Below are 19,089 nucleotides of genomic sequence, written 5' to 3'. Positions count from 1 at the left end.
CTGGGTTTTAATCAATAAGTTAAGAAACAAAGATTATTTTGTTGATTTAATTACTTCAACTTCTTGTTCGTTAAGTGCTTTAACTTCAATTTCAACACGGCGATCTGGAGCTAAACAAGCTTTTAAGCTAGCACCACGAAGTGCATTACATTTAGTGCCAGTAACTGGTTGAGATTTACCCATACCTCGTGCACTAATAACGTGAGAAGGCACGCCATTGGCAACTAAGTATTTCATTACTGAATTAGCGCGTTGTTCTGATAGTTTTTGGTTGTAGCTAACTGAACCAATACGGTCAGTATGACCAATTACTACGATAGCACTTTCAGTTGGTTTGATCTTAACTAGATTTGTAAGTAAGTTGTCTAATGCTTGACGACCTTCAGCTTTTAAGTCAGCTTTTGCATAAGCAAATAGTACATCTTCATTTAACACATAACGGTTTACTTCAGTTTTTAATTCAACTGGTGCTGGAACAGCTGGTGCACCTAAACGGTAAGTAATACCTAAGGTTACAGTACCAGCATCTGGAGATGCGTCAGTCTTAGTGCGAATATGTTGAACATATTGGTATTCTAAACGAGTAGAGAAGTCTTCCGCAAAACGATAATCAACACCTAATGCGTAAACTGGAGATAGATGATTTTTTGTACCACCGTGGCCATACACTTCTCTCGTATCGCCACCATTTTTCCATTTAGCTATAGTTACCATCCCACCTGCACGACCATAGATATCAAAACCGTCAACGATTGGATAGCTTAATTTACCTGTCAAAGATACACCCTGAGCAGATACTTTGCTATTACCAGCCTTAGTTTTATCGTCGTTCCACTTTCTTTTATATTTAGCAGATCCTAACCAGTCATAGCCTAATTCAACGGCTAAATAAGGGTTTGCTTGGTAACCAAGAAAAGCACCGCCAGCAACATTGCTACGTTCTCCAGTCTTAATACCAACTTCATCTTTATCAAAGCCACGAACTTTATTTGCATCTAATCGATAAAGCTCTGACCAACCTAATTTAGCACCTGTATAAAAAGTGTTGTCTTCGTATGCTGCGTTAGCTGCAGTGGTTGTTAAACTTGCAACTGCGATTGCTAGAGCTAGGGTTGTTTTTTTCATTTTATTGCCTCAACTTATATGTTGTTATAGACGATGTTTAGTTTTTTGTTGCTTAAAATTTACTTCAAATAAAAAGAACAATTACTTATTTTTATATAATTATGCTACACATAATCTGACGCTAGTATAGCATAGATAATGGGCAAAGCTATATTTATTGCCATCATGATATGAAAATTTTTAAATAGTTTTATCAAATAATTTTGTTAATTGTCAGGTAAAAGTCATTAATTGTATTGGCTAAGGTATTAGCCATAATAAAAAAGTCTGCTTCCAGCTTTTTATCAAATTCATCTGATCCTATATCTTCATTTTCGTCTAAAATAATAGCATCAAATTTAATTCGTTTAAATGTTAAATCGCTATTAATGATAAAGCTTATGCCTCTTTCATCAATAATTTTAATCTTAGTTATCCATTTCCCTAAATCAAAATGGATGCGCATTTCATCACTAGTGATATCTTGATTTTTACAACTAATAATCCCATTACCTTCAAGAGGATCTTTAAGTTCGGCTTGATCACCTAATACAAATGGTGGAAAATTCAGATTTTCTTTAACCCATGTGGTCATGATTTGTTCAAGTGGTTTGTCAATAGACAATGGCGTTAATGCTAGTGAACCAAGCTCTTTGCGTAAAATTGCTAAAATATCTTCAGCTTGTTTAAAGCTACTACAATCAACAATAATGCGTTTATTGTGCGTATCGATCCATAGCCAATAGTGATTATATTTACTAAATGCTCTTGGCATCAAATCAATCATAACTTCGTCTTTTAAAGTGGCTTTTTCATTTTTACTGAGCTTTCTACTTAGTGCTTGCTCTTGTTTATCAATTTTTTCTAATAGCGCTTGTTTGATGACGGGAGCTGGTAATATTTTAGTTTCTTTTTTGATACGTAATAATAAATGCCCTTGCATATCGACAAGCAAATCATCTTGATTATTATCATGATAAGGCGAAACCCATCCCATCTTTGTGGTATCTAAATTACCGCAGGGGGTAAAAGGGTGAGACTTTAAGGCTTTTTCTATCGCATCTTTATTAAGTAGCGTGTCACTATTGAGTTGATAAATTATGGCATTTTTAAACCAAAGCATACTTTTCTATTTCCTGAATTTTGTGATGAAGATTTTATTTTGTTTAAACTGATACTAACTGATAGTGCGTAACAAGTCGTTATCTTTTCATTGTCAGTATCGATGTTTATGAATTAAAAATTATAAGATACACCTGCATAAATTGAGGCTGTTACATTATTATCAATCATTGGGCTGTTAGTTACATCGCCTGTCAGTTCATCAATATGAATGCCACCGAAAGTAGCAATATTATCGGTTAAAGAATATTGTGCACCAATTTCAAAGTAAGGCGTAACAGAACTATTTGAATTAAAATAACGCAAACCTGAACGTGAAGACTCTTTATGAGAAACGCCATAATAATAGGCATTATGTTTACTATTAGCCCAATTAATACCAATCGTGGGCGCAACAATTAAATTACCTTGTATGTAAGGCAAGGTATAGTCAGTATTCACTAAGATACTGTGACTTTTACCAAGAACGTCAGCGCCAATACTGCTTGAAAAAATCCCCCAATCAGTAATGATATCGTAATTTACTTCTGCCAATAAAGTAGAGTGACGGCTGTTAAGTTTTTTTAGCATGTGATTGTTAGCATCATGAGGTTTAAATTCATTAGCAAGATAGCGAGCACCAAATGATAGACTTTGATTATCGTCGCTTAATGCGTAAATACCGGTAGATAGATCATCAATAAAAAAGGAACCATTATCATAATCAATATGAGGAATAGGATAGAAGCTTGAGCGATAACTCTTATAGGGGGAATTAGACCAGCCTAAGCCGATACCTAATGATGTGGGATCGGCTGATGCAATTTGAGTATACCCTAAGGGAAACATTGATAAGATTGAAATTATGCAGCTTAAATTTTTCATTCTGATACCCACTTCTCGCAATATGACTCAAGACAATTATTGCAATAATTTTGCCTCTCGGGGTTATCGTCACAAAATCTATACACTAATCGTACATTGTTACAATCCATTTTCTTTAATAATAATGCCACATTTTATCGTGTTTGAATATGGATTAGTGAGATAAATTATGAGTAAACCAACTTTAGAGATGATTAATAGTCGCCCTGATGATGCGACTTTGTTAGCAGATGAAGCAAAATATTGTTCTTTTGGTGACACTGTTCATTACGTTGAACCGCCAAAAATCTTTGATGGTTGTGAAGGTAGCTACATGTATGACAAAGAAGGCAAAGCTTTCTTAGATCTACAAATGTGGTATTCAGCATGTAACTTTGGTTATGCTAATGAACGCCTAAACAACGTTCTAAAAAAACAAATTGATACCTTACCACAATGTGCCAGCCAATATTTGCACCCAACTAAAATTGAATTAGCTAAAACCATTGCTCAAGGTATGGAAAAACGCTTTGGCTACGAAGGTCGAGTGCATTTCAATGTAGGTGGGTCACAATGTATTGAAGACTCATTAAAATTAGTTCGTAATGCCTCGGGTGGTAAATCATTAATGTTTGCTTTCCAAGGTGGATATCATGGACGTACTTTAGGTGCTTCATCAATTACATCAAGTTACCGTTATCGTCGTCGCTATGGTCATTTTGGTGATCGTGCCATGTTTGTTCCATTCCCTTATCCATTCCGTCGCCCTAAAGGCATGACAGCAGAAGAGTATGGTGAACATTTAGTTGCTGAATTTGCGCGTTTATTTGAAACCGAATACCACGGTGTTTGGGATCCAAAAGTGGGGCAAGCAGAATATGCCGCATTTTATGCTGAGCCTTTACAGGCAACTGGTGGTTATATTGTACCGCCGCGTAATTACTTTAAAGGTCTTAAGAAAGTTTTAGATCAGTATGGTATTTTATTAGTCGTTGATGAAATCCAAATGGGTTTTTATCGTACGGGTAAACTTTGGTCTATTGAACACTTTGATGTTAAACCTGATGTTGTGGTGTTTGCTAAAGCATTAACTAATGGTCTTAACCCACTGGGTGGTTTATGGGCACGTGAAGAGTTAATTAATCCACAAGTATTCCCTGTTGGTTCAACCCATTCCACATTTGCTTCTAACCCATTAGGTACAGCGGTTGGTCTTGAAGTGTTAAAAATGACTTCTGAAACGGATTACGAAAAAATGGTAATGGAAAGTGGTGCATACTTCCTTGAAGGTTTAAAAACACTTGAGAAGAAACATAAAGAAATTGGTGAAGTTGACGGCCTAGGTTTAGCGCTTCGTGCTGAAATTTGTACTGAAGATGGCTTTACTGCCAATAAAGCTTTAGTTGATAAGATGGTTGATATTGGTATGTCAGGTGATCTTGATTGGAATGGTAAAAAAATGGGCTTAGTACTTGATATTGGTGGTTATTACAAAAATGTCATTACTTTTGCTCCATCGTTACATATTTCTCGTCAAGAGATTGATCAAGGTATTGAATTACTCGATCAACTTATTACACGTGCTAAAAAAGAACTTTAATTACTTATTCCTATTTTCCCCGTTAATTTTATTGGCGGGGCTTCTTATCGAATTGAATCAATTACTCGTTATATTGTTATGAAATACATCAATCAGTTAGAACCGAATGAATTAATCGACAATTTTTTAACTCATCCACCACAAGATTTTTCAGCTTGGTTGAGTGAAGATGGTGTGCCTGTTTTTTCTGCTAAGTTCGATTTACTTACTACTGCTGATGACAATTTTAAAAATAAAATCGAGAAATTACCATTTTCAAAAAAATGGCGTCACTGGTTACAACCCAAAACTTGTTTTGTGGGATCGACGGTTTCTGAAAATGCGTTGTTGACTAATGATGTTGATGCTAATGAGTTGGCGAATAATCTTAAAAAAGCCTATGCGAAGCAATATCCTTTTATGATTATCAAAGATATACCGTCTGCATCTCCTTTATTGAGTAAAAAAGATAATCAATATTCAACACAATTTATTTCAGCCTTAAAAGAACAAGGATTTATCGAAGTAGAAGGTCAGGCATTAGCTTGGGTGCCGATTGATTTTAAAAACTTAGATGAAGTTTTATCGCGTTTTTCTTATAGTCGCCGTAAAAATTTCAGACGTAAACTACGCTCACGCGAAAAACTGAGTATCAAGGTTTTGCATAGTGGTGATGAATCTTTTTTTAACGATGCTGTTTTAGATGAGTATTATCAACTTTATCTTAATGTCTATCAGCAAAGCGAAGTGCATTTTGATTTACTTACCAAACCCTTTTTTACGCAGTTATTACAGAGTAAAACGAGAAATGCGCATATTGTTACTTATTATGATGATGATCAATTAGTCGGTTATAATATCTGTTTTGTTGTTAACAATATGTTGGTAGATAAATATATTGGCATGGTTTATCCCAAAGCGAGAGAGTTAAATCTCTACTATGTTAGTTGGTTTTTTAATCTTGAATATGCGCTACAGCAAGGATTTAGTCATTATATTGCCGGTTGGACTGATCCAGAAGTTAAAGCCTCTCTTGGCGCTAGTTTTACATTATCAAAGCATTTAGTTTATATCCGAAATCCATTATTACGGGTGATATTACGCAAATTCATTGGTCATTTTGAAAGTGACAAGGAGAAAGTAGCATGACCTCCCCAATTATACTCAATTTTGATCACAGCGTCGGTCAGATTAATGATGCCAAAACAATTGATGTTAATAACTGGCAAGAGAGTATTCGCTTTGGTTGCAGTGAAAAAAAATTCAAACAATTTCAATCATTACTAGAACAATCTTTGCCTGAAAATTATGGCACGGTACTTATGGGCAGTGGCGATTATCACCATATTTCATTATTATTAATTGAAAATCTCGCTAAACAATATTCAGCCGAAAATCCAATTCAAGTTGTGATTTTTGATAACCACCCCGATAATATGCGTTATTTATTTGGCATTCATTGTGGTTCATGGGTTAGCTATGTGGCAAGTTTGCCTTTTGTTAGTCATGTACATGTGCTTGGTATTACCTCTAATGATATTGGGCTTACTCATTTTTGGGAAAACAGATGGGCACCGCTTTTCCATAAAAAGCTCACTTACTGGAGTTTAAACGTCAATACCGCTTGGGCGAGAAAAATCGGTTTGGCTCACGCGTTTCGACATTTTGAATCGCCAGATGATCTCATTGCCAGTTTTTTATCGGAACAATACCATTGTGCCCAGCCCATTTACTTATCGATTGATAAAGATGTATTAAGCGAAGAGGTGATCCATACTAATTGGGATCAAGGTCAGTTGCAAACTTACCATTTATTAGATACGATTTCCTCAATTAAACAACGCATTGTTGGTAGTGATATCACTGGTGAGTTATCAATATGGCAGCCATCGAGTTGGTTTAAGCGTTTTTTAAGCTCATTAGATAAGCAACCCATTATTTCATCTGACAAGCTAAATGAGTGGCAACAAGAACAGCATCAGCTAAATTTGACATTACTAAACGCATTAGCATTGTCGTTATAAAAAATTTCAAGGAAAGCAGGTTTGAGTATAATCCTGCTTTTTTTGAGTAATTATTTTTAGTGGGTTTGATTGCTGGATTCTTGTTTAGCCAATTTACTTTCAGCGATAGCTAAAAATAGAATTCCAGAAACAATGAGTATGGTGCCAACGAATTTGAACAAGGTGACTTGTTCGTTAAATAACCAAATTGACGCAATCATCACCGTAACGACTTCAAAGTGTGATGCGGCAAAAGCTGGGCCTACTGGCGCTTTTTTTAATAGCGTCATCCAAGTAAAGAAAGTTAAAATATACCCCGCTATTGAGATATAAATCCAAGGATTAGTAAATACGCGAATTAGCCATTCAATGCTCATTTCTAGCGGTTGAGCCTCAATAGCCGTCAATTTGAAGCTGCATTGCGCAATTGTGTCAAAAAAGAGCAATACAGAAAAACCAATAACATAGAATCTAGCCATATTAAGACATCCCTACAAAAACGACACCAGCAGTAATTAATAGCATTCCAATTAAGCGGTAAATAGTTAGTAGTTCTTTGAAAATAATGCGCCCAACCACCATGATAGTAATGATATTAAATGAAGCAAGTAACACCCCTTGAGAAAGAGGAACTAAGGTTAAAAAGGCTAACCATAGTAAAAATTCAGCAACGTAGGATATAATCCCAACCCAAATCCACTTATTTTTAGATAAATCGAGCCAGTAATACCAACCATCACGATTATTGGGTGCGATGGCTGCAAATTTAAAAGCGACTTGCCCTAATGTATCAAAACAGATATTACAAACCCAAAGTATGATAACTAATGGTGACATTATGCTTTTATTCCTTCTGCTATATTATCAAAGAACGAGGCGCATTCCTTAATCACTTCACGGCGCTGGCTATCGATGGTAATTAAATGATAGCTATCATTTAATACCACCAATTTTGTTGGCCCTGACACCTGTTTTTCAACCAATTTTGCATTAGTTTCTATATTGGCGATATCATCATTACCAGAATGCATAATTAAGCAAGGTGAAATGACTTTGGGTAATTGCTTGCGCATATGTTTTGCTAATAACTGCATCTCAGCAAGAGCCGGAAAAGGATTACCCGCAAGCCCTGCTGAGGCGGCATCACCGCTTAACATGCTTTCAGATACCACCGCCCGAATACGTTCATCTTTAAGCCCATAAGGCGGTTGTTCGATAAAAACTTTTTTTTGAAAAATACCTAATTTCTTAAAATAAACTAACAAGAAAAAGAGTTTTTTTGCCCATAATGGCATGCTCCAACCATCATAACGAAATGTAGGAGCTAACACACCAACGCCTTTGATTTGCTCAGGTCTGTCAGCTGCTAATTTTAGTGCTAGCAAAGCGCCCATTGACAGTCCTGCAACAAACACATTATCGACATGTTGGGCTAAATAATCAGCACCATCTTGCACGCTTTTATACCAATCTTGCCATGTTGTTTTACACAGATCTTCTTCGGTGCCACAATGCCCAGCGAGTTGGATGGCATAAACCGTAAATCCTGCTTTATGTAAACCATTGGCCAAAATTCGCATTTCATTGGGAGTGCCAGTTAAACCATGAATTAATAGCACGCCATTTCTGTTTCCAGGTAAAAAGTAAGATAAATCTTGAATTGTACTCATTAGTATTCCTTGTTATTTTACCATCGTGACGGGGATAACAGCATGTTTAGCCTGTTTTAATGCGGTGGTTACCTCTGCGAAGCTGGTAATTTTGCAGTGATTAATATGATTTTCTTTGCAATAATTAACTAGTTTATCTTTGGCAAACACAAAATCAACATGATGTGACACGCAGTAATCTGATGTGCCATCGCCGACATAGAGTATTTGCGGAAAATATTGCTGTTTTTTAACATGATGACATTTGCAATTGCCACTTTGTTTAATACAGTCTTTATTCGCATAAGGGAACTCTAGACGCCAACTGCGCAAATCATTATGCATCAATTTATTGGCGAAAATAGGTAAACGCGTAATGCCATGACGTTTTAAAATAAACTCAATTGCATAATCTAGCCCGTCGCTAACCACGTGAACAGGAATATTGTTTTGTTCGGCATAATTAATAAAAGATTTAAAATCCGCGTCAATTTCAATTTGAGATAAGACTTCATTAAGTTCATCGAGGCTTGCATCCATTAATGCAATTTGTTTGCTCATACATTCTTGAGAGCCAATTTTGCCACTTACCCACAATTCTTCAAGTTCATCACAACCAGCTTGCCCAAAGTGGCTCAGTAATGTATCTGTCACATCTTTTACACTAATGGTTCCATCAAAATCACACAAGACAATTGGCGTCTTATGTTGTGTATAATTTGGAGAAGAAAGGGAATTTGTTATTGATGAAAAAGCATCCATATTGATTTGATATAAAACTAGTTTATTTATAAATATTGGCGCAGATTTTCTCATAGAGTGGCAATAAACTTTGTAGACTCTTTGTATATGTTTTGTAACGGCCAATAAAATGTCTGTATAATGAGGCACCTCTAAATATCAGCTACGCAATTAAGAGCGCATAATGAGTGAACGTATATTAATCATTGAAGATGATCAACGGCTAGCCAATTTGATTCAAGTTTATCTAATTCGCCAAGGATACCTTGTGGAATGGCATAATAGTGGTAAAGGAGCCGAAGAAAAAATTCAACAACTTAATCCTGATTTGGTGATATTAGATGTCATGCTTCCTGAAAAAACGGGTTTTGATATCTGTCGTGATATACGTACATGGTTTACTAACTATATTCTCATCATGACGGCTAGCGAAGATAATATTGATGAAATTGTTGGGCTTGAATTAGGGGCCGATGATTATTTGGCAAAACCTGTTGAGCCAAGATTATTGTTGGCACGAATACGGGCTTTATTCCGCCGAAAACAGATAGAAACGGATAAAGAGCATACTAAAGAATGGATTGTGCCACACAATAATAAAACCCTTATATTTGATAATTTAGTTATCGATGGTGAAAACCGCAAAGTACTACTGCAAGAGCAAGAAATTGATTTAACCACCGCTGAATTTGATCTGTTATGGTTGCTTGCGCATAATGCAGGGATCATTTTATCTCGAGATGACATTTTTTCTCAGGTCAGAGGTATCGATTTTGATGGTAGTGATCGTTCAATTGATGCACGAGTTTCAAGGCTTCGACGAAAATTACTCGATGATCCAGATAACCCATCACGCATCAAAACAGTTCGAGGAAAGGGGTATTTATTTATGCGAGAAGGAGACAGCCATTGAGCCAACTATTAGCTAAACCGCTATTTTTTAATCGCCGAATTATATTCTACCTCGTCATCTTACTGCTGCTACAAAGTATTATTGCTTATGGTGCTTTACTTGTATTTGATTCATTACCTTCTTCATTAACGGATATACCAGATGATCATATTGTGTTTCGAGAATCTCAGCGTGGCACGGTCAACCTTATTCGTATGCAAATCAACCAGCATAAAGATCGCTCTCTTCAAGAAGTGGTTAACGAACTACAACCCTATTTTGCTTATCCTATCAAAGTACTGCCTGTAAATACTCCGTTATCCGAAGTGGTGCTTGACGAGCTAGCAAAGCTTGGGTTTTCTTATGATAGCGACAAAGAGGTCGTTTATATTGATGTAAAAGATGGGCATTTGCTCCAATTAGGCCCAATAGTTGTGCGGGATATTTTGGCATCCAACACTATGTCATTAACCCTATTTTTGATTATTTGGGCATTATTTAGTGCAATCATCTTTTTTATTTTAATTTATCTGGCTTTTAGTGCGGTTTGGAAAGATCTGGTCAATATTAGACAAACTGCCGAACAGCTTGGGCAAGGTAATTTAAAAGCACGAACTGAAAATGTAAAAGGCTGGTTATTTAAGCCACTTGCTAATGTATTAAATAATATGGGAACGCATATAGAACACTTAGTGAGCACTAATCAAACGATATCTCATGCCATGGCGCATGAATTACGCACACCGCTTGCGCGTATGCGATTTGAACTTAGCATGCTGGAAGAGTCTAACGACGAGCAAGAAAAACGACTTTTACAAAAAGGCATGAGTGATGATATTAACGAGCTTGAAACATTAATTACGGCTAGTTTAAATTACTTCAAAATGCAACAAAGTAATATTGAACTAAACCTAACACCCGTATCGCTAAAAGCGTGGGGTGACAAAATCTGCCAATCACTCACATTATTTAAGCCAAAAGGATTTGAACTCACTTGTAATTGCCAAGATGTGCAAGCGATAATTGATACTAATTTAGTTGAAACGATTGTTAAAAATTTGTTACTAAATGCCTTTAAATATGCAGCACATAAAGCGGTTTTAAATATCACTAAACAAGGAAATCAAGTCATCTTTGAGATTGATGATGATGGTACCGGAATCCCATTTGATGCGCGCGAAAAGATTTTTATGCCCTTTGCTCGGCTTGATACTAGTCGAACCCGCTCAACCGGTGGTTATGGGCTTGGTTTAGCTTATGTAAAATTAATGGCAGAATTTCATGATGGCAAAGCCTTTGTTGTAACCAGCCCGCTTGGTGGTGCAAGGTTTGTGGTTTCGTTAAAATCAGGTGATGCTTAAAAACAATTGTTCTTTATCGCACTTTGTAAAAGTGCGTCAGAAAAGTCATTAATTTTATTGAAGTTTTTATTTTGCTGTTTTTTGTAAAAGATCGTGCTTTTGGATGCAATAACGGTCTGTTTTAATTAAAAGATTTATTTACAAACCATTTTTGTTGTTGCAAATAGCTTGTTTTCCGTTTCAGAAATAGGAAAAATTTGTTATATTCTTCGATTAACATTACAAGTAATGACAAAGCTAATATTCTAAATTTGTTATTAATCAATATATCATCAGAGGTTTTTTATGAGCGGTTCATTACCGGCCGAGACAGATAATCGTCCAACTAACTTTATTCGTCAAATTATTGATGCTGATTTAGCGGCGGGAAAATATAAAACAACACATACCCGATTCCCTCCAGAACCTAATGGTTATTTACATATTGGCCATGCTAAATCCATTTGTTTAAATTTTGGTATTGCACAAGATTATCAAGGTAAATGTAATTTACGTTTTGATGATACCAACCCAGCCAAAGAAGATATAGAGTATGTTGAATCAATTAAACAAGATGTTCGCTGGTTAGGATTTGAGTGGGATGGCGAAATTTGTTATTCATCTGACTATTTTGACAAACTATATGAATATGCAATTGAGCTGATCAATAAAGGGCTTGCTTATGTTGATGAGTTGTCAGCTGATGAAATCCGTGAATATCGAGGAACACTCACTCAACCCGGCAAAAATAGCCCATATCGTGATCGTAGTATTGATGAAAACTTAGCACTTTTTATTCAAATGAAAGAAGGCAAATTTGCAGAAGGAAAAGCCTGCCTACGTGCTAAAATCGATATGGCCTCGCCATTTATTGTCATGCGCGATCCGGTGCTATATCGTATTAAATTTGCCGAGCATCACCAAACAGGCAACAAATGGTGCATATACCCAATGTACGATTTTACCCACTGTATTTCTGATGCGATCGAAAATATCACGCATTCACTCTGTACACTTGAATTCCAAGACAATCGTCGCTTATATGATTGGGTTTTAGATAATATTACGATTGAAGCTCGCCCTCACCAATATGAATTTTCAAGATTGAATTTAGAATATGCTATTACTTCTAAGCGTAAATTAAACTTATTAGTCTCTGAAAAAATTGTTGATGGCTGGGATGATCCACGTATGCCAACCGTATCAGGATTACGTCGTCGAGGTTATACACCAGCCTCTATTCGTGACTTTTGTCGCCGAATTGGTGTCACAAAACAAGAAAACACGGTTGAAATGAGCACCCTGGAGTTTTGTATTCGCGAAGATCTTAACGAAAACGCACCACGCGCAATGGCTGTGCTTGATCCGGTTAAAGTGGTTATTGAAAACTTTTCAGAAAACCTTGATGAAGTGCTCAGTATGCCAAATCATCCTAATCGTCCTGAACTTGGTCACCGTGAAGTCACATTCACACGTGAAATCTATATTGACCGCGCTGATTTTAGAGAAGAAGCCAACAAAAATTACAAACGTTTGGTATTAGGCAAAGAAGTGCGACTACGTAATGCTTATGTCATCCGAGCTGATCGCGTTGAAAAAGATGCTGAAGGCAATATTCAAACGATTTATTGTAGCTACGATCCCGCTACGTTAAATAAAAACCCTGAAGATGGGCGTAAAGTGAAAGGTGTTATTCATTGGGTTTCAGCAAAATTTGCCAAACCTGCTGAAATTCGCTTGTATGATCGCTTATTTAACACACCAAATCCAGGTGCAGCGGAAGACTTTTTATCAACCATCAACCCGACTTCTTTGGTAATTAAACAAGGCTTTGTTGAACCAAGCTTACAACATGCGGATATTGGGCATGCTTACCAATTTGAGCGCGAAGGTTACTTCTGCTTGGATAGCAAATTTGCAACTGAAGATAAGCTAGTGTTTAACCGAACAGTGGGCTTAAGAGATAGTTGGAACGAAGCATAATTAAACTTGCAATCATCGCCGGCGCAAGCCGGCGAATGATAACTAACTAGATGACTTTACTTTTCATGTTTAAATAATTTTGTTTGTTGATCTAAATAGCTGAGTAAATCAGGCATTCGGTATTTACCCGCCATTGATTGCACATTTTCTGCTGCACGCTCTAACGATATACCCATTGACGTTACATATAGTGGGTGTTTACTTTGACCACGAATAACTTCAATCAAATATTCACTATTCCCAGCAAAAGGTTTTTTAGCAACGCCAATAATTGGGATCATTTTGTTTAACGCATTATACAAATGCCCACCAAGGCCTATCTTACCGTCATTCAAATGGACATAGCCATCAATAACGATGGTTGAGATCTGGCTTAAATCAACTTTATTAAGCAGTGACATTATGCAAGGTAATTCACGTTGATAAAATTGACCAGATTGATAAGGCGCAACATTATCTTGATAATCGATGATTAAGCTTTCAACCGCATTTTTCGAATCAGCCCAATGATTAAATAAAACGCCGACCGATTTGGCTCGGTCATTAATGTAATAGACATCAATTGCAAGTATCATAGTGAGTTATATTCTCTTCAAAAATTATGTATAAGTAAATTAATACATTAAAACTAACCGCTTGAGTAACATAGCATAAACATTGACATTAATTCAATGTGATAATATTCATACCTTATTGGCTATTGTCTTATTTATTATTAACACTATTTATTATTAATACTATTGCTACTCAATGTGTTAAATAGCTTTGATAGCGTCTTTCAAAAACTTGTGCTGTGTCAGATATCATTTTGATATCACAATGCAATTGTAGTTGTAACGTTTTTAAATATGCCCAGACTTCTTGATTACGCTGTTCGCGCTGTTGATAGATAAGTGCTTTAGCCTGTTTATCTAATGCTTCTTCATTACGCGAATAATCTTTTTTCTCTTCAATTGTTAGGCTTTTTAAATGGGTAAATTGCGCAAGTTGTATTAATAAAGCAATAGGAAAGCCACGTTGCCGTAAATCAAGCTGAGTAATTTTATCAAGGGGCAAATTTTGTAATAAAAACTGGAAATTACTTTGATTAATATCAGCAATTATTTTCCCATTCACTGGCGAATAGTCAAACCATAGCCCTGAATTGGAGTCTAGCCTAATTTGGCAATGTCGTTTAGCTTGTATGGCCAATAATAATGTTAATAAGGCATGGTTACGCTCATCACATTGTTGTTGTTTACTGGTTCTTTCTTGTGCTGGCAATCTGTTTAAGTCATAATCCGTTATGCCACTTTCTTTAAAAAAGATACTTTTTAAGTTGGGCAACTCCATGAGTTGCGTGAGCACGGGTAAAGACAAATGTTCGGTGGACAGTTGTAATTTTTTAATGGCTCGAAAATGGGTGTGGTTAATAAAATAGTCAAAATTATCATCGCGCTGAATATTTATCTTGATCTCATCCGCTAATGGGTAATGCGCCAGTAATTCAGTTAGATTATTGGCTGGTAAAGGCAAATCGTCTCGTTTAACTAAATTACCTAAATGTGCGATATTATCAACCGCCAAAAAGCAAAACTTGATTTGGTTGTTATTGTTAAAATTAAAGCTAATATTTTCTTGCTCTCTCATAATAGGGCTGTGGTATTTAAAAAAACCGTAATCATCTTCAGCCGTGATCTTACCTTGGGTGATTTGGTACACTTTATGCAGTTTTTGTTCACGATGGTCATAAGCCAGCCCTGTAAACAGCACATCATTTAAAAAGTACAAACCGCTAATTTGTTGTAAATAACTTAACTCTACCCGCACAGGTAGGTTAAATGGGATGATATTATTTATATTATTCATTTTTATTCAATGTGTTAAATAGCTTTGATAGCGTCTTTCAAAAACTTGTAATGAGTCAGATATCATTTTGATATCACAATGCAATTGTAGTTGTAACGTTTTTAAATATGCCCAGACTTCTTGATTACGCTGTTCGCGTTGTTGATAGATAAGCGCTTTAGCCTGTTTATCTAATACTTCTTCATTAAGCGAATAATCTTTTTTCTCTTTAATTGTTAGGCTTTTTAAATGGGTAAATTGCGCAAGTTGTATTAATAAAGCAATAGGAAAGCCACGTTGCCGTAAATCAAGCTGAGTAATTTTATCAAGGGGTAAAGTCTGCAATAAAAAGTGGAAATTACTTTGATTAATATCAGCCACTATTTTCCCATTCACTGGCGAATAGTCAAACCATAGCCCTGAATTGGAGTCTAGCCTAATTTGGCAATGTTGCTTAGCTTGTATAGCCAATAATAATGTTAATAAGGCATGGTTATGTTCATCACATTGTTGTTGTTTAATTACTTGTTCTTCTTCTGGTAAGCGTTGTAATCGAGATTTACTGAAGCTATCATCGTCAAAAAAGATGCTCTTTAAGTTGGGCAACTCCATGAGTTGCGTGAGCACGGGTAAAGACAAATGTTCGGTGGACAGTTGTAATTTTTTAATGGCTCGAAAATGGGTGTGGTTAATAAAATAGTCAAAATTATCATTGCGCTGAATATTTATTTTGATCTCATCCGCTAATGGGTAATGCGCCAGTAATTCAGTTAGATTATTGGCCGGTAAAGGCAAATCGTCTCGTTTAACTAAATTACCTAAATTTGCGATATTATCAACCGCCAAAATACAAGACTTGATTTGGTTGTTATCGTTAAAGTTAAAGCTGATATTTTCTTGCTCTCTCATAATATTAATCGTTGTCAACTGCTTATAATGCCACTCAATCTTGCATCGGTTTCCAGTGTAGCTCATTTCATAATAGCGAATTAGCCCCGAGCCATCTGGGTACCAGCTGATCGTTTCGACAACATAGCCATCAACCCAGAACAATTCTATAGAGACAAAGCCATTGCGATAACAGTAGGTAATCCCGTTAAATAGTTTTCCTTGATAGAACAATTCATAATCATAATCATGCTCTTCATCAATCACATCATAATCAATTTTTATTGGGCTGTGGCATTTAAAAAAACCGTAATCATCTTCGTCCGTGATCTTACCTTGAGTGATTTGGTACACTTTATGCAGTTTTTGTTCACGATGGTCATAAGCTAGCCCTGTAAACAGCACATCATTTAAAAAGTACAAACCGCTAATTTGTTGTAAATAACTTAACTCTACCCGTACAGGTAGGTTAAATAAGGGGGTATTGTTTATTTTATTCATTTCTTTCACCTTTTCGTCCTGTATAAACTTTAATTTGCGGATCTAATATACCACTACAATTAGCACAGGCTTCAAATTCACGTAAAAAATCGTCTTCTTTGGCTGGGCGATTAGTTTTCAGGGTATATACTTCAATAGTACTTAAATATTCTTTGGGATCTAGTCCCCGTGCACGCAGTTGTTTAAACACATAATCGACAGCCAATATTTCAGCATGAGCACCTGGCATACCATCAAAGTTTGATAGATGATTTTTATGTTTGACTAAATAGTTTTTTATTAAATCTTCTGTTAATTTATCCATTTTTTCGTCAGGGTATAATCCGGCTAATTTTGATATATAACGGTCAATATCGATCACTTGAATCGGCGCCGAATTACCAGTAAATTTGTTTGTATCAGCAAAGACTACCTTAGCTTCAGTGGCTTGTTTCAACTTAAAAGGTAAATTGGCAAACTCTTGGGTTGTCTCAAATGTAATGCCTTCAACCATACATATTGCTCGAGAGATAGCGGTAAGCTCTTTCCAATCGCCATTTCCCAACCTTCTACTTCTAGCCATTTGCTTAAACCTACCAATATTGAAAGGATGTCTGCGCTCTCCAAAAAATGAGTCTATTACAATTTTACTTAAAGGTTGATCATCTGCTCTGGCTAGAACCTGTATTTTTTGACTACTTGCTAATTTATCAGGTAAAGCAAGTAGCCCACCGTTTAAAGCATAGTCTATTGCTTCAATGGGGTTATCTAAATTTATATGCTTGAAAAGTTCTTTTTTTAAAAACAATTCAGTCATAGGGGGTATAGTTAAATTATGTAAATAATCTTGGTTAATGACTAATATGTTGGGGAGCAACTTAGGGGGGGGGTGTTATAGTGTTGTCCAGAAAGGGTAATAATTTTAGTTCTTGTAATTGTCTAACTGCTGTTCTTGTTTCGGGTATTATGGCTAGTTGTGTTGATGATTCCCCGCCATGTTCAGTTGTTGTAATTTCGGGGATTCTTCGTGTTGATTGTGTTGTTGATTCCCCGCCATGTTCAGTTGTTGTAATTTCGGGGATTCTTCGTGTTGATTGTGTTGATGATTCCCCGCCATGTTCAATAGTTGTGATCTCGGTGGTTTTTCGTGTTGATTGTGTTGATAATCCCTCGCCATGCTCAAGTATTATTATCTCGGGGTTTTTTAGCATAGCATCAACTTCTTCTCTTGTCATTTTTCGAACTAAAGAAGCGTCTTCTTCTATAAAACTAAAACTGGCACGAGCACTTTTAATGTTGATGTAGGTTAATGCACCAACGGTTACTCCTGCCGCTATTAGCCTTAATATTCTTGATAGTTTTTCATCGGGGGGAATTGTTTTATCTTCTATGGTTGAATAAATGGCCGATGCAACGTCAGTCGAAATCATGATACCTAGGGCACTGTCTGCGGCTACTTGGCCAATAATCATTGCTTTAACGACATTGGGATTACTAATATTGCCCACTGACATCGGCAAGAATGCGTGTGGTTTCCATTTTGTTAAGATTTTAAGTTAAGTTAATAGGGATTTGGCTGATAGCATCCATAACCAGTTGAGCATTTTTATGTTTTCCAGCACTTCGTCCCACGATTTCTCGATTGCTTACATCAATAATCACACAAAGGTAATGCCATTGTTGTTTTACTCTCACATAAGTTAAATCAGTCACTAACACTTTTCGTTGTTGACCTACGGTAAACTCACGATTAAGTTGATTACTTACTGTTGATTCGTTGCTTTGTTTTGTATTAGCACGATATTTTAATCTGTTAAGTAAGTTGATGTTTTAAATCATCGGGTAAGAATTCTTGAAAATAATCGATTCTGCCGTCATTAAAGGTTATTTTGATATTACTATTTTGTTGTAGGGCAAATAAGGCAAGCGCTTGTGCTCGATATTGCTGTTTTTGTTTTTCAGCATAAACGAGATTCGTTTTATATACGGAAGATTCTCGATAATTTAATGTTTGTAAAGCAGGTAATTCAGCCAATCTTCCAATGGTTGAAAGTTCTATATTTGCATAGCATAACTCTAATTGCTTAACCTGATTTAACAGTCCACGATCTAACCATTGGTTAAATAATGAATCCTCAATTGACCAGATAGAGAGGTTATCGGCAAAAATATTCTGTTTTGCCAATAAATCATCAAAGGTTTTAAAATCAAGACCAAGATCATCTCGAGGCACTAATAATGAGACATAAGCATAATCACCCTCAATAATTGCTTGTTTAATCTGTTCTTGTTCATTGAAATGTAATTCTAAATTACCTGAATGATCTGTTTCTGCATAATCTAAATAGCGTGATTCAATCCTTTTACATGCATTATTTTCCCACTCCAGATACCAAGTTCTATCGCCAGTTGTTTCGGTAATATCAATATGTTTTTCTTCGTACCTTTTTATTCGACCTGTACCATCAGGATGATAACTAATATCTTTTACAATCCAACCGTTAATACATAGTGATTCACCTAATACAAATCCTGAAGAGTAATCATAAAATAAACCAGTAAAAGGCTTACCGTGATAAGTATAAGGAATATCATTCATTTCATAATCAAAGTCACCACTATGTAGCAATTCATAATC

The 19,089-nt window shown here is 36.0% G+C and carries 20 protein-coding genes; 6 read left to right on the top strand and 14 right to left on the bottom strand.

Annotated features, from left to right (window positions below):
• Positions 1-33: 33 nt before the first annotated feature.
• From ompA to A9G47_RS08165, 3 genes are all read right to left on the bottom strand, one after another.
• Positions 34-1,125, bottom strand: a complete 1,092-nt coding sequence (gene ompA / locus A9G47_RS08175; protein ID WP_065588427.1) for a porin OmpA — start codon at positions 1,123-1,125, stop codon at positions 34-36.
• A 193-nt stretch (positions 1,126-1,318) separates the two neighbouring features.
• Complete coding sequence (locus A9G47_RS08170) at positions 1,319-2,227, bottom strand: recombination-associated protein RdgC (protein ID WP_065642659.1); 909 nt, start codon at positions 2,225-2,227, stop codon at positions 1,319-1,321.
• A 113-nt stretch (positions 2,228-2,340) separates the two neighbouring features.
• Positions 2,341-3,090 (bottom strand): MipA/OmpV family protein, encoded by a 750-nt coding sequence (locus tag A9G47_RS08165; RefSeq protein ID WP_065642658.1) that lies wholly within the window; start codon positions 3,088-3,090, stop codon positions 2,341-2,343.
• A 169-nt stretch (positions 3,091-3,259) separates the two neighbouring features.
• Between A9G47_RS08165 and A9G47_RS08160 the strand changes: the two genes are divergently transcribed.
• From A9G47_RS08160 to A9G47_RS08150, 3 genes are all read left to right on the top strand, one after another.
• Complete coding sequence (locus A9G47_RS08160) at positions 3,260-4,669, top strand: aspartate aminotransferase family protein (protein ID WP_141672026.1); 1,410 nt, start codon at positions 3,260-3,262, stop codon at positions 4,667-4,669.
• Positions 4,670-4,747: 78 nt separating this feature from the next.
• Entirely contained in the window at positions 4,748-5,797 is a 1,050-nt protein-coding gene (locus A9G47_RS08155) for a GNAT family N-acetyltransferase (protein ID WP_065582130.1), read from the top strand.
• Entirely contained in the window at positions 5,794-6,672 is an 879-nt protein-coding gene (locus A9G47_RS08150) for an arginase family protein (RefSeq protein ID WP_065568381.1), read from the top strand. Before A9G47_RS08155 ends, A9G47_RS08150 begins: the two co-directional genes overlap by 4 nt.
• A 56-nt stretch (positions 6,673-6,728) precedes the next feature.
• On the opposite strand, the gene A9G47_RS08145 is transcribed toward A9G47_RS08150, so the two are convergent.
• From A9G47_RS08145 to A9G47_RS08130, 4 genes are read right to left on the bottom strand one after another with little or no spacing between them, the layout of a single operon-like run.
• Positions 6,729-7,130 (bottom strand): DMT family transporter, encoded by a 402-nt coding sequence (locus tag A9G47_RS08145; protein WP_065568380.1) that lies wholly within the window; start codon positions 7,128-7,130, stop codon positions 6,729-6,731.
• Position 7,131: 1 nt separating this feature from the next.
• Positions 7,132-7,488, bottom strand: coding sequence for an EamA family transporter (locus tag A9G47_RS08140; RefSeq protein WP_065582133.1), 357 nt, complete (start codon positions 7,486-7,488; stop codon positions 7,132-7,134).
• A complete protein-coding gene (locus A9G47_RS08135; RefSeq protein ID WP_065568378.1) occupies positions 7,488-8,321 on the bottom strand; it encodes an alpha/beta hydrolase in 834 nt (277 codons plus the stop codon). Before A9G47_RS08135 ends, A9G47_RS08140 begins: the two co-directional genes overlap by 1 nt.
• Positions 8,322-8,333: 12 nt before the next feature.
• Positions 8,334-9,116: an MtnX-like HAD-IB family phosphatase gene (locus A9G47_RS08130; RefSeq protein ID WP_218057451.1), complete on the bottom strand. Its 783-nt coding sequence runs from the start codon at positions 9,114-9,116 to the stop codon at positions 8,334-8,336.
• 109 nt (positions 9,117-9,225) lie between these two features.
• Here A9G47_RS08130 and A9G47_RS08125 point away from each other — a divergent pair, with 109 nt between their 5' ends.
• The 3 genes from A9G47_RS08125 (at position 9,226) to glnS (ending at position 13,256) form a co-directional block, all read left to right on the top strand.
• Complete coding sequence (locus A9G47_RS08125; RefSeq protein WP_065568377.1) at positions 9,226-9,954, top strand: response regulator transcription factor; 729 nt, start codon at positions 9,226-9,228, stop codon at positions 9,952-9,954.
• Entirely contained in the window at positions 9,951-11,294 is a 1,344-nt protein-coding gene (locus A9G47_RS08120; protein ID WP_065642657.1) for an ATP-binding protein, read from the top strand. The genes A9G47_RS08125 and A9G47_RS08120 overlap by 4 nt, the downstream gene beginning before the upstream one ends.
• Before the next feature lie 285 nt (positions 11,295-11,579).
• A complete protein-coding gene (gene glnS / locus A9G47_RS08115; RefSeq protein WP_065579731.1) occupies positions 11,580-13,256 on the top strand; it encodes a glutamine--tRNA ligase in 1,677 nt (558 codons plus the stop codon).
• Between the two features lie 56 nt (positions 13,257-13,312).
• Here glnS and A9G47_RS08110 read toward each other — a convergent pair whose 3' ends face one another.
• The 7 genes from A9G47_RS08110 to A9G47_RS14270 all read right to left on the bottom strand — a co-directional run.
• Positions 13,313-13,831, bottom strand: coding sequence for an endonuclease V (locus A9G47_RS08110; protein ID WP_065642656.1), 519 nt, complete (start codon positions 13,829-13,831; stop codon positions 13,313-13,315).
• A 172-nt stretch (positions 13,832-14,003) separates the two neighbouring features.
• Positions 14,004-15,104: a hypothetical protein gene (locus A9G47_RS08105; RefSeq protein ID WP_065642655.1), complete on the bottom strand. Its 1,101-nt coding sequence runs from the start codon at positions 15,102-15,104 to the stop codon at positions 14,004-14,006.
• A 6-nt stretch (positions 15,105-15,110) separates the two neighbouring features.
• Complete coding sequence (locus A9G47_RS08100; protein ID WP_065642654.1) at positions 15,111-16,472, bottom strand: hypothetical protein; 1,362 nt, start codon at positions 16,470-16,472, stop codon at positions 15,111-15,113.
• Positions 16,465-17,268, bottom strand: a complete 804-nt coding sequence (locus A9G47_RS08095) for a YwqJ-related putative deaminase (protein ID WP_065642653.1) — start codon at positions 17,266-17,268, stop codon at positions 16,465-16,467. Before A9G47_RS08095 ends, A9G47_RS08100 begins: the two co-directional genes overlap by 8 nt.
• Before the next feature lie 61 nt (positions 17,269-17,329).
• Complete coding sequence (locus A9G47_RS08090; RefSeq protein ID WP_065642652.1) at positions 17,330-17,965, bottom strand: hypothetical protein; 636 nt, start codon at positions 17,963-17,965, stop codon at positions 17,330-17,332.
• A gap of 37 nt (positions 17,966-18,002) precedes the next feature.
• A complete protein-coding gene (locus A9G47_RS14275) occupies positions 18,003-18,164 on the bottom strand; it encodes a DDE-type integrase/transposase/recombinase (protein WP_176700681.1) in 162 nt (53 codons plus the stop codon).
• Positions 18,165-18,264: 100 nt separating this feature from the next.
• The coding region (locus A9G47_RS14270) for a hypothetical protein (RefSeq protein WP_176700680.1) at positions 18,265-19,089 on the bottom strand (825 nt) is incomplete at its 5' end.

This window comes from Gilliamella sp. WF3-4 (assembly GCF_001690275.1).
GTDB classification, from domain to species: domain Bacteria; phylum Pseudomonadota; class Gammaproteobacteria; order Enterobacterales; family Orbaceae; genus Gilliamella; species Gilliamella apicola_C.
Note: the sequence above shows the minus strand (reverse complement) of the source record. Positions and strands in the feature narration are given on the sequence as shown.

Excerpts from the sequence above, each read along its gene's own strand:
- ompA (WP_065588427.1), bottom strand. The coding sequence starts at position 1,125 with ATGAAAAAAACAACCCTAGCTCTAGCAATCGCAGTTGCAAGTTTAACA.
- A9G47_RS08170 (WP_065642659.1), bottom strand. The coding sequence starts at position 2,227 with ATGCTTTGGTTTAAAAATGCCATAATTTATCAACTCAATAGTGACACG.
- A9G47_RS08165 (WP_065642658.1), bottom strand. The coding sequence starts at position 3,090 with ATGAAAAATTTAAGCTGCATAATTTCAATCTTATCAATGTTTCCCTTA.
- A9G47_RS08160 (WP_141672026.1), top strand. The coding sequence starts at position 3,260 with ATGAGTAAACCAACTTTAGAGATGATTAATAGTCGCCCTGATGATGCG.
- A9G47_RS08155 (WP_065582130.1), top strand. The coding sequence starts at position 4,748 with ATGAAATACATCAATCAGTTAGAACCGAATGAATTAATCGACAATTTT.
- A9G47_RS08150 (WP_065568381.1), top strand. The coding sequence starts at position 5,794 with ATGACCTCCCCAATTATACTCAATTTTGATCACAGCGTCGGTCAGATT.
- A9G47_RS08145 (WP_065568380.1), bottom strand. The coding sequence starts at position 7,130 with ATGGCTAGATTCTATGTTATTGGTTTTTCTGTATTGCTCTTTTTTGAC.
- A9G47_RS08140 (WP_065582133.1), bottom strand. The coding sequence starts at position 7,488 with ATGTCACCATTAGTTATCATACTTTGGGTTTGTAATATCTGTTTTGAT.
- A9G47_RS08135 (WP_065568378.1), bottom strand. The coding sequence starts at position 8,321 with ATGAGTACAATTCAAGATTTATCTTACTTTTTACCTGGAAACAGAAAT.
- A9G47_RS08130 (WP_218057451.1), bottom strand. The coding sequence starts at position 9,116 with ATGAGAAAATCTGCGCCAATATTTATAAATAAACTAGTTTTATATCAA.
- A9G47_RS08125 (WP_065568377.1), top strand. The coding sequence starts at position 9,226 with ATGAGTGAACGTATATTAATCATTGAAGATGATCAACGGCTAGCCAAT.
- glnS (WP_065579731.1), top strand. The coding sequence starts at position 11,580 with ATGAGCGGTTCATTACCGGCCGAGACAGATAATCGTCCAACTAACTTT.
- A9G47_RS08110 (WP_065642656.1), bottom strand. The coding sequence starts at position 13,831 with ATGATACTTGCAATTGATGTCTATTACATTAATGACCGAGCCAAATCG.
- A9G47_RS08105 (WP_065642655.1), bottom strand. The coding sequence starts at position 15,104 with ATGAATAATATAAATAATATCATCCCATTTAACCTACCTGTGCGGGTA.
- A9G47_RS08100 (WP_065642654.1), bottom strand. The coding sequence starts at position 16,472 with ATGAATAAAATAAACAATACCCCCTTATTTAACCTACCTGTACGGGTA.
- A9G47_RS08095 (WP_065642653.1), bottom strand. The coding sequence starts at position 17,268 with ATGACTGAATTGTTTTTAAAAAAAGAACTTTTCAAGCATATAAATTTA.
- A9G47_RS08090 (WP_065642652.1), bottom strand. The coding sequence starts at position 17,965 with ATGTCAGTGGGCAATATTAGTAATCCCAATGTCGTTAAAGCAATGATT.